The 9404-nt window shown below is 69.4% G+C and carries 11 protein-coding genes; 5 read left to right on the top strand and 6 right to left on the bottom strand.

From position 1 onward, the window contains the following. Positions 1-175: 175 nt before the first annotated feature. The 6 genes from AB0I19_RS29025 to clpS form a co-directional block, all read right to left on the bottom strand. Positions 176-1138 carry a cysteine synthase gene (locus AB0I19_RS29025; protein ID WP_067498286.1) on the bottom strand — a complete coding sequence of 321 codons (963 nt, stop codon included), beginning with the start codon at positions 1136-1138 and terminating at the stop codon, positions 176-178. Between the two features lie 4 nt (positions 1139-1142). Continuing rightward, a complete protein-coding gene (locus AB0I19_RS29020) occupies positions 1143-1418 on the bottom strand; it encodes a MoaD/ThiS family protein (RefSeq protein WP_067498283.1) in 276 nt (91 codons plus the stop codon). Between the two features lie 36 nt (positions 1419-1454). Further along, positions 1455-1874, bottom strand: a complete 420-nt coding sequence (locus tag AB0I19_RS29015; RefSeq protein WP_357153238.1) for a M67 family metallopeptidase — start codon at positions 1872-1874, stop codon at positions 1455-1457. Between the two features lie 90 nt (positions 1875-1964). After that, a complete protein-coding gene (locus tag AB0I19_RS29010) occupies positions 1965-3011 on the bottom strand; it encodes a P1 family peptidase (RefSeq protein ID WP_357153236.1) in 1047 nt (348 codons plus the stop codon). After that, a complete protein-coding gene (locus tag AB0I19_RS29005) occupies positions 3011-3580 on the bottom strand; it encodes a DUF2017 domain-containing protein (RefSeq protein WP_067645003.1) in 570 nt (189 codons plus the stop codon). The genes AB0I19_RS29010 and AB0I19_RS29005 overlap by 1 nt, the downstream gene beginning before the upstream one ends. 19 nt (positions 3581-3599) lie before the next feature. Further along, the gene (gene clpS, locus AB0I19_RS29000) at positions 3600-3950 is read right to left on the bottom strand and encodes an ATP-dependent Clp protease adapter ClpS (RefSeq protein ID WP_067498269.1); all 351 of its coding nucleotides are present in this window, start codon (positions 3948-3950) and stop codon (positions 3600-3602) included. A 61-nt stretch (positions 3951-4011) separates the two neighbouring features. On the opposite strand from clpS, the gene AB0I19_RS28995 reads away from it, so the two are divergent. The 5 genes from AB0I19_RS28995 to AB0I19_RS28975 all read left to right on the top strand — a co-directional run bounded on the left by AB0I19_RS28995 (position 4012) and on the right by AB0I19_RS28975 (position 9396). Beyond that, complete coding sequence (locus AB0I19_RS28995) at positions 4012-5325, top strand: nicotinate phosphoribosyltransferase (RefSeq protein ID WP_357153233.1); 1314 nt, start codon at positions 4012-4014, stop codon at positions 5323-5325. A gap of 57 nt (positions 5326-5382) precedes the next feature. Continuing rightward, the gene (locus AB0I19_RS28990) at positions 5383-5946 is read left to right on the top strand and encodes an isochorismatase family protein (protein ID WP_357153230.1); all 564 of its coding nucleotides are present in this window, start codon (positions 5383-5385) and stop codon (positions 5944-5946) included. Between the two features lie 20 nt (positions 5947-5966). Then, the gene (locus AB0I19_RS28985; RefSeq protein WP_357153227.1) at positions 5967-6503 is read left to right on the top strand and encodes a hypothetical protein; all 537 of its coding nucleotides are present in this window, start codon (positions 5967-5969) and stop codon (positions 6501-6503) included. 55 nt (positions 6504-6558) lie between these two features. Continuing rightward, a complete protein-coding gene (locus AB0I19_RS28980; RefSeq protein WP_067645015.1) occupies positions 6559-8604 on the top strand; it encodes an ATP-dependent DNA helicase in 2046 nt (681 codons plus the stop codon). Between the two features lie 93 nt (positions 8605-8697). After that, entirely contained in the window at positions 8698-9396 is a 699-nt protein-coding gene (locus AB0I19_RS28975; protein ID WP_067498254.1) for a hypothetical protein, read from the top strand. Positions 9397-9404: the final 8 nt, after the last annotated feature.

Below are 9404 nucleotides of genomic sequence, written 5' to 3'. Positions count from 1 at the left end.
GGGCCTTTGCTCCGGCGCGAAGCGCGAGCAACGGCGGCTAACTCGCGGCCCTCCAGGGGCCGCGCTCGAGCGCGCCAGCGCTCCAAAAACACAGCCAGTACTCCCCTGGGCGCAATCCAAAAAGGGCCGGGCACGCTACCAAGTAGCACGCCCGGCCCCATATGCGCCGTCGAAATCAGGCCCAGAGCTGCCCTTCGAGCTTCTCCTCCGCCTCGTCGAGCGTCCCGTCGTAAGCCCCCGTCGACAGGTACTTCCAGCCACCGTCGGCAACCACGAACGCGATATCCGCCCGCCGCCCGGCCTTCTGCGCCTTCTTCGCGATCCCGAGCGCCGCGTGCAGGATCGCGCCGGTCGAAATGCCCGCGAAGATCCCTTCCTCGCCGACGAGTTCCCTGGTCCGCCGCACGGCATCGTAGGGCCCGACGGAGAACCGCGTGGTGAGCACCTTCTCGTCGTAGAGCTCGGGGATGAAGCCTTCGTCGATGTTGCGCAGGCCGTAGACCAACTCGCCGTAGCGCGGCTCGGCGGCGACGATCTCGATATCGGGCACCTGCTCACGCAAGTACCGACCGGTACCCATCAGCGTCCCGGTGGTGCCGAGCCCCGCCACGAAATGCGTGATCTCGGGCAGATCGGCCAGCAGTTCGGGCCCGGTGGTCTCGTAGTGCGCGAGCGCGTTGGCCGGATTGCCGTACTGGTACAGCATCACCCAGTCCGGGTTCTCCTCGGCGATCTGCTTGGCAAGCGCCACAGCCTGATTCGACCCACCGGCGGCCGGGGAATCGATGATCTCGGCACCGAACATGGTGAGCAGCTGACGTCGCTCCACCGAGGTGTTCTCCGGCATCACGCAGACGATCCGGTACCCCTTGAGCTTGGCCGCCATGGCCAGCGAGATCCCGGTGTTGCCACTGGTGGGTTCCAGAATGGTGCAGCCGGGCGTGAGCCGCCCGTCGGCCTCGGCCTGTTCGATCATCCGCAACGCGGGGCGATCCTTGATCGACCCGGTGGGGTTGCGGTCCTCGAGCTTGGCCCACAGCCGGACGTGGTCGTCACCGTCCCACTGCGGTGAGAGGGTGCGCAGTCCGACGAGCGGCGTGTTGCCGAGGGTCGCGATCAGCGATTCGTAGCGGGCCACGAGGTCACGCGCCGCCGGCGACCGCGGGCAGGATGGTCACCGACGCTCCGGCGGGCACTTCCGCGTCGAGCCCACCGGCGAAACGCACGTCCTCGTCGTCGACGTAGATGTTGACGTAGCGGTTCAGCTTGCCGTCCTTGAGCAGCCGCTCGGCCAGCCCGGGATGGTTGGCCTCGAGGTTGTCGATGAGCGCGGACAGGGTGTCGCCCTCGCCCTGGACTCGCTTCTCACCTCCGGTGAGACCACGCATGATGGTCGGGATGGACACGGTTACCGGCATGGGGACTCCTCGGGGTGGTGACTTGTTCTCGGATTGTCAGGCGTCGTAGGACTCGACGATGCGCACCGGTTCCTCGGTGACCTCGCCGTCGACGATGCGGTAGCTGCGCAGTTCGTGCTCGTGCGGGTCGCGGGTGGAGATCAGCACGTAGTGCGCGTCGGGTTCGCCGGCGTAGGAGATATCGGTGCGGCTCGGGTAGGCCTCGGTGGCGGTGTGCGAGTGGTACACGACGACGGGCACCTCGTCCGCGTCGTCCATCTCCCGCCATACCCGCAGTTGTTCCCCGGAATCGAACCGGTAGAACGTCGGGGAGCGTTCGGCGTTGATCATCGCGACGAAGCGTTCGGGGCGATGACTGCCTTCGGGGCCCGCGATCACGCCGCAGGCCTCGTCGGGGTGGTCGGCGCGCGCGTGGGCAACCATCGCGTCAACGAGATCGGCTCTGATCACCAGCACTTGTCGACCCTTTCCACAATCCGGCACAACGCCCACACCCTATTCGGGTATTCCGCCCGACCGAATTCCGGTCCCGCCCGCGCGCCGGGTTCAGCGTGGGAACAAGTCGCGGTAGGCGGGGATGCCCGCGACAGAGGTGGCGGCGAGGACGGCATCGACGACCGCCCGTTCCACGACGACCGCCGCGGCGGTACACAACTCGTCGAGCAGCAGCAGATCCGCGGGGAAAGCCGCAGGTAGCGGATCCGAAGGGACCTGCACGGCACCGGTCGACACCGCGAACAACGTGTCACCGTCGAGCGGCGAGTGCACGGGCCGGATGGCGCGGGCCAGGCCGTCGTGGGCGGTGGCCGCCAGCCTGCGGCAACCGACCGGGTCGAGCACCGCGTCGGTGGCGACGACGCCGATCGTGGTGTTGAGCACAGTGCTCTTACCGGGCAGTGCGGCCAGGGCGGCGAGTTCGTCTGGCGTCCCGTGCCGCAGGCCGAAGAAGTCGGGCCCGTCGGTGCCCGCACCCCACGGCAGACCGGTGCGCGGGTCGACCACCGAGCCGACCGGATTGGCCACGACGATCGCGCCGACGGTGACCCCGTTGTCGAGAACCACACTGGCCGAACCGATTCCGCCTTTGAGCGCCCCCGCCTGCGCACCCACCCCGGCACCGACGGTCCCTCGGGCGAAGTCCGTCGAGGCGGCCTCGGCGGCGCGGAAACCGAAGTCCGCGTCGGGCCGGATGTCCCACGCGCCGACCGGCAGGTCGAAGATCACCGCGCCCGGCACGATCGGCACCACCCGGCTCGGATCGGTCGGGCTCATCGGGATGCCCTCGCCGTGTTCCTCGGCCCAGCGCATCACTCCGTCGGCGGCGGCGAGACCGTAGGCGCTGCCACCGGTGAGCAGCACCGCGTTGACGCGGCGCACGGTGTTGGCGGGATCGAGCAGGTCGGTTTCGCGGGTACCAGGGCCGCCGCCGCGCACGTCGACGGAGGCGAACGCACCACCGGGCAACCGCACCACCGTGCACCCCGTCGCGGCACCCGACCCGAGGCTCACCTCGTCGTCGAGCACATGATGATGACCGACGAGCACACCGGTGACGTCGGTGATCGCGTTGCGTGGACCGGGAACGCCGCGCATCAGGGCGCCAATGCCTGCAGCAGCGAATCCTGCATCCAGGTCAGCCAGTGGTAGACGTCCAGATGCGGGGCGCGCGGATCATCGGGGTCGAAGTGGTCGGGCGTGTCGTCGTCGATGTCGAGCAGGGTGCCCAGTGCCAGGCGCACATCGGTGAGCGCGGTGAGCCAGGCGTCGGCCTGCTCGGGGGTGAGCACGATCTTGCCGCCGTCCTCGGGGCAGCTGTCCATCACCACCCGGCCCGCGGCCAGTTTCGCGTCGATGATCTCGGGTTCGTGCAGGCTGCGCAGGGCGCTGTTGAGGTCGGCGCGTTTGGCGTCGGGCGAACCGGGTTCGGCGCGGTGGAAATCGGGCAGCAGGCGCAGCAGTTGCGGGTCGTCGGGCGGGGTGGTGTTGCCGGTCCGGAGCCCGGTCAGCGCCGCGAGTTCGTCCTCGGGCGACTCGGCGGCGCGGTCGGCGAGCAGGCCGGAGACCGCCGCGACCAGGGAGCGCAACACCGTGGCCTCGTGCTCGTCCATTTCGGATCGAAGCTTGAGACCACCGAGTGAGTTCTTTCTGCTCCACTTGCGCACAGGGCCAGGTTACTCAGGCTCAGTCGTCGCGCTGCATCGTTGCCCACAGGCCCGCCGCGTGCAGGCGGCGTACGTCCTGTTCCATCTTGTCGCGCGAACCCGACGACACCACGGCCTTGCCCTCGTTGTGTACCTGCAGCATCAACTCGGTCGCCTTGGCTTTGCTGTAGCCGAAAAGCTTCTGGAAGATGTAGGTGACGTAGTGCATGAGATTCACCGGGTCGTCCCACACCACGGTCACCCACGGCCGGTCCTCGGCCTCCAGGATCTCGGTGTATTCGGTAGCCTCCGGCGTCGCCTGTGGCGCCGACAGTGCGGCGTTCACGGCGTCGGTGACGGCGCCGGCTCGAACGGAATTGCACAGGGCCATAAACCCCAGGGTACGACGAGGCCACCCAGATACAACACCCGCCGTGACTAGAGTTTCGGGTGTGCAGATCCGTGACGGGTCAGCGAGCACCGCGCTGCTGACCGACCAGTACGAACTGACCATGCTCGCCGCCGCGCTCGCCGACGGTTCGGCGCAGCGGCGGTGCACCTTCGAGGTGTTCGCCAGACGCTTGCCGCACGGCCGCCGCTACGGCGTCGTCGCGGGCACCGGGCGACTGCTCGAGGCCCTCACCCGCTTCCGGTTCGGCGCCGAGGAGCTGGCGATCGCCGAGAAATTCCTGGACCCGGCGACCGTCGACTGGTTGCGCGAATATCGCTTCACCGGCGATATAGACGGCTACGCCGAGGGCGAGCTGTACTTTCCCGGTTCGCCGATCCTCACCGTGCGCGGCAGCTTCGCCGAATGCGTGGTGCTCGAGACGCTGGCCCTGTCGATCTTCAACCACGACAGCGCCATCGCCTCGGCCGCCGCCCGCATGGTGAGCGCCGCGGCCGGGCGCCGGATGATCGAGATGGGTTCGCGCCGCACCCACGAACTGGCCGCGCCGTCGAGTTCGCGGGCCGCCTATCTGGCCGGATTCGACGCGACCTCCAACCTCGAGGCGGTGCGCAGCTTCGGTGTGCCGGGCGCGGGCACCAGCGCGCACGCCTTCACCCTGCTGCACAGCGGCGCCGACGGCGAACACGAGGCGGCCGCCTTCCGCAGCCAGGTCGAGGCACTCGGCATCGGGACGACGCTGCTGGTCGACACCTTCGACATCACCCGCGGCGTCGCCACCGCCATCGAGGTGGCCGGGCCCGAACTGGGTGGCGTGCGGATCGATTCCGGCGAGCTGGGTGTGCTGGCCCGCCAGGTGCGCGATCAGCTCGACGCGCTCGGCGCCACCGGCACCCGCATCGTCGTCTCCGGTGATCTCGACGAGTACGCCATCGCCGCCCTGCGCGCCGAACCGGTCGACGTGTACGGCGTCGGCACCTCCCTGGTCACCGGTTCCGGGGCGCCGACGGCGGGCATGGTGTTCAAGCTCGTTGAGGTCGACGGGATCCCGGTCGCCAAACGCAGCAGCCACAAGGAGTCGCGCGGCGGGGCGAAGAAGGCGGTGCGGCTGGCGCGGGCCACCGGGACCATCGTCGAGGAAATCGTCTACCCGGCCGCGGGAGAAGCGCCCTCCACCAACGGTTTCCAGGTGCGTGAGCTCCAGGTTCCGTTGGTGCGCGGTGGTGAGACGGTCGACGGCGTCGCGACGCTGGCACGCAGCCGGGAGCTGGTCGCGCAGGGCCTGGTGAGCCTGCCGTGGGAGGGCCTCAAGCTCTCCGACGGCGAGCCTGCCATCCCGACCACTTTCCTCGGCTGACACCTCGCGAACGCGAGGGGACAATGGTATGGACGCAATGATCGGGAGGACGGTGTGATGCGCGGGTTGGTCATCGTGGATGTGCAGAACGACTTCTGCGAGGGAGGATCGCTGGCAGTGCGCGGCGGCGCGAAGGTCGCGGCGGCCATCAGCTCCCATGTCGCCGCGAAGAAGTACGACGCGATCGTGGCGACCAGGGACTGGCACGTCGACCCCGGCGCCCACTTCTCCGACAACCCCGACTACGTCGACTCCTGGCCGCCGCACTGCGTGGTCGGTACGCCGGGCGCCGATTTCCATCCCGCTCTCGACACCGGGCTGGTCGAAGAGGTGTTCTCGAAAGGCGAATACAGCGCCGCCTATTCGGGTTTCGAGGGCGCGTCGGCCGACGGAACCACCCTCGCCGACTGGTTGCGCGCCCGCGACATCGACCACGTCGACGTGGTGGGCATCGCCACCGACCACTGCGTGCGCGCCACCGCCCTCGACGCCCGCACCGCCGGTTTCGACACCACCGTCCTGCTCGACCTCACCGCGGGCGTCGCCCCGGAAACCACCGCCACCGCACTCACCACCCTGCGCGACGCGGGGGTCGAGCTGAGCGGTGCGGTGCCCGCCTAGTCCGCGACTACCCTGCTCGCATGGATTACCGCTTCCCGGCGCAGGCGCGCGACAGGCTGACCGAGGCGCTGGCCGAGGTCGACAGCATCCACGACGCCGCCGACATCGTCTTCTGGGCCAACCCGGCCGCCGACGATCTGCACCGCACCGGGATCGGCGCCTTCGGCCAGTTGCCGCCCGCCTTCGCCCACCTGCTTGCCCTGACGAGCCTGCACACCACGGTCCTGGATTCCGGTTTCAGCACCTACCTGCGCACCCGCCGCACCGAACTCCCCTGGGCCACAAGAGCACTGCGCGCCGCGGGCATGCCACGCCTGGCCGCCGCCGCCATCCTCGCCGCCCGTGACACCTCCCCCCACTCCCCCGACGACCCCCTCGACCGCTTCTTCGACGACGAACACCGCACCCTCGCCGAACCCGACCAGATCCGCCGCCCCACCGGCGACCGCGCCGACGACCCCGACGAGATCTACGACATCAACGAACCAGAAGACTTCGAACAACGAGTCCTCGACTACATCAGAGCCAACCTGAACGACTTCATCCGCGAACCCTGAGCCGAGGCGATGCTCACGAGCGAACCTGTCCGACCCCACGGATAAGCTAGCCCCCGTGCCCGAACTCCCCCCCGTCGCCGACCTGCTCGCCACCGCCGTGCATGCCCTCGGCGGCACCGAGCGCACCGGGCAGACCACCATGGCCACCGCCGTCGATCACGCGATCGACACCAAGGAACACCTGGCCGTGCAGGCGGGGACCGGCACCGGTAAGTCGCTGGCCTATCTGGTGCCGAGCCTGCGGCACGCGGTGCGTACCGGGCGAACGGTCGTGGTGTCCACGGCCACGATCGCGCTGCAACGTCAGCTCGTCGACCGCGATCTGCCCCGCTTGGCCGAGGCGCTCACCAAGCCGCTCGGTCGCGTCCCGCAGTTCGCGATTCTCAAGGGCCGCAACAACTATCTGTGCCTGAACAAGATCAACAGCGTGATCCCCGAGGACACCGGCGGCGAGGCGGAGCTGTTCGACGCCTTCGCCATCTCCCGCCTCGGCCGCGAGGTGCAGCGCCTCAACGAGTGGGCCTCCGACACCGAGACCGGCGACCGCGACGAACTCGCCCCCGGCGTGAGCGATCGGGCCTGGCGGCAGGTGAGCGTGTCCTCGCGCGAGTGCCTCGGCAAGTCCCGCTGCCAGTTCGGTCAGGACTGTTTCGCCGAGAAGGCGCGCGCGGAGTCGGCGCAGGCCGACGTGGTCGTCACCAATCACGCGCTCCTGGCCATCGACGCCATCAGCGGCATCCAGATCCTGCCCGAGCACGATGTGGTCGTCATCGACGAGGCGCACGAACTGGTCGACCGGGTCACCGGCGTCGCCACCGCCGAATTGGCCGCACCAGCCATCAGCGCCGCCGCCCGCCGCTGCACCAAGCTGGTCGACGAGCGCGAGGTCGACCGGCTCGAGGGCGCCGCCGAAGCCTTCCACCAGGCCATCGAGGACCTTCCTGCCGGTCGCTGGGACCAGTTGCCCGACGGCATCGCCCCCGTTCTCGCTCTCGTGCGCGATGCCGCCTGGAACGCGCGCACCGCGCTCGCACCGCAGGGCAGCGTGAAAACCCAGGACGACCCGGACAACGCGGCCGCCAAGACCTTGGCCGTCGCCGCGCTCGACGAGGTGCACGACGCGGCGGTGCGCGCGCTCACCGCGTTCGAGGAGTCCGATCCGGCCGCGCGCCACGATGTCATCTGGCTCTCGGCCGACGAGGTGCGCGGTGTCGCGCGCCGCACGCTGCGGATGGCGCCGCTGTCGGTGGGCGGGTTGTTGCGCAGCAGGCTCTTCGGCACCGCGACCGTCATCCTCACCTCGGCGACCTTGCAGATCGGTGGATCGTTCGACGGTCTCGCGATCACCTGGGGCCTGCCCTCGCAGTCGTCCGGCAAGACTGATCCGGCATTGGCCAACGGCGCGACTCCACCGGCCGACACCGAGTCGGTGCGCTGGAGTTCCCTCGACGTCGGTTCCCCGTTCGACCACGCCAAGTCGGGCATCCTGTATGTCGCCAAGCACCTGCCCGCACCGGGTCGTGACGGCCTGTCCCCCACCTACCTCGACGAGATCGAGCAGCTCATCACCGCCGCGGGCGGGCGAACGCTCGGCCTGTTCTCCTCGATGCGCGCGGCCAAGGCGGCCACCGAGGCGCTGCGTGAACGGCTCGATACCCCGGTGCTGTGCCAGGGCGACGATTCGATGGGCGCGCTGGTGCGCAAGTTCGCCGACGACCCGGCCACGTCCCTGTTCGGCACCCTGACCCTCTGGCAGGGCGTCGACGTGCCCGGCCCCTCGCTGAGTCTGGTGATCCTGGACCGCATTCCGTTCCCCCGCCCCGACGATCCGCTGCTCACCGCACGGCAGCGCGCGGTCGAGTCGCGTGGCGGCAACGGGTTCATGGCGGTGGCGGCCAACCATGCCGCGCTGCTGCTCGCCCAGGGCACCGGCCGGTTGCTGCGCAGTGTCGACGACCGCGGGGTCGTCGCCATCCTCGATTCGCGCCTGGCGACCGCCCGCTACGGGGGTTATCTGCGAGCCTCGCTGCCGCCGTACTGGGAGACCACCGACCCGCAGGTGGTAGCCAAGGCGTTGCGCAGGCTCACCGCATCCGCTTGAGCGACACAGTTTTTCACCGCGAGTCGTGCAATCCGGGTGACCACACCGGCGAAATCACTACCAGCCGAATGTGACCCGTGAGACGGTTGGGTGATGACGCACCACGCCGATGGCGAGGTACTCGACGAATTTCTGGTCAGCGCAAGATCTTTGGCCGAGTACCGCGCGATGTTCTGCCTGTCCGACGACGACCTGTCCGGCCGACGCATCCTCGACTGTCCCGGCGGCGCGGCGAGTTTCGCCGCCGAGGCGAGTGCCCTCGGTGCCGAGGTCACCGCGATCGACCCCATCTACGCGAGCGAGCCCGGCGAACTGGCCGCCCGCGCCGTCCCCGAAACCGAACGCGCGGTGGCGTGGGCACACCGCCACGCGGGCCGCTACCGCTGGGACTGGTACGGCGGCACCGCCGAACAGGCCGCGATGCGCCGCGCGGCTGCCGCCCGCTTCGCCGTAGACGTGTGCGCCGCACCGCACCGCTACCTCGCCGGGCGTCTGCCCTCGCTGCCGTGCGCCGACGGCTCCTTCGATCTGGCGCTGAGCTCGCACCTGCTGTTCAGCTACGCCGACCGGCTCGACGCCGACTTCCACCTGGCGGCCCTGCTCGAACTCACCCGGGTGGCCACGGTCGAGACCAGGGTGTACCCGCTGCTCGACTACACCGGTGCCCCGCTCGACGACCTGATCGCCCACCTGCGAACCGAACTGCACGACAAGGGCATCCGGACCTCGTTACGCAAAACTCGCTACGAATTCCATCACGGCGCCGACACCATGCTCACCCTGCACGCGTGAACCGCAGG

The sequence above is a fragment of the Nocardia sp. NPDC050413 genome (genome assembly GCF_040655475.1).
Taxonomy (GTDB): domain Bacteria; phylum Actinomycetota; class Actinomycetes; order Mycobacteriales; family Mycobacteriaceae; genus Nocardia; species Nocardia coubleae.
This window is presented reverse-complemented; position numbering and strand designations above follow the sequence as displayed.

What these genes read in the sequence shown, in the direction of transcription:
- AB0I19_RS29020 (WP_067498283.1), bottom strand. Translation starts at nt 1,418, where the DNA reads ATGCCGGTAACCGTGTCCATCCCGACCATCATGCGTGGTCTCACCGGA.
- AB0I19_RS28985 (WP_357153227.1), top strand. Translation starts at nt 5,967, where the DNA reads ATGGATTACCGCTTCCCGGCGCAGGCGCGCGACAGGCTGACCGAGGCG.
- AB0I19_RS28975 (WP_067498254.1), top strand. Translation starts at nt 8,698, where the DNA reads ATGACGCACCACGCCGATGGCGAGGTACTCGACGAATTTCTGGTCAGC.
- AB0I19_RS28990 (WP_357153230.1), top strand. Translation starts at nt 5,383, where the DNA reads ATGCGCGGGTTGGTCATCGTGGATGTGCAGAACGACTTCTGCGAGGGA.
- AB0I19_RS29010 (WP_357153236.1), bottom strand. Translation starts at nt 3,011, where the DNA reads ATGCGCGGCGTTCCCGGTCCACGCAACGCGATCACCGACGTCACCGGT.
- clpS (WP_067498269.1), bottom strand. Translation starts at nt 3,950, where the DNA reads ATGGCCCTGTGCAATTCCGTTCGAGCCGGCGCCGTCACCGACGCCGTG.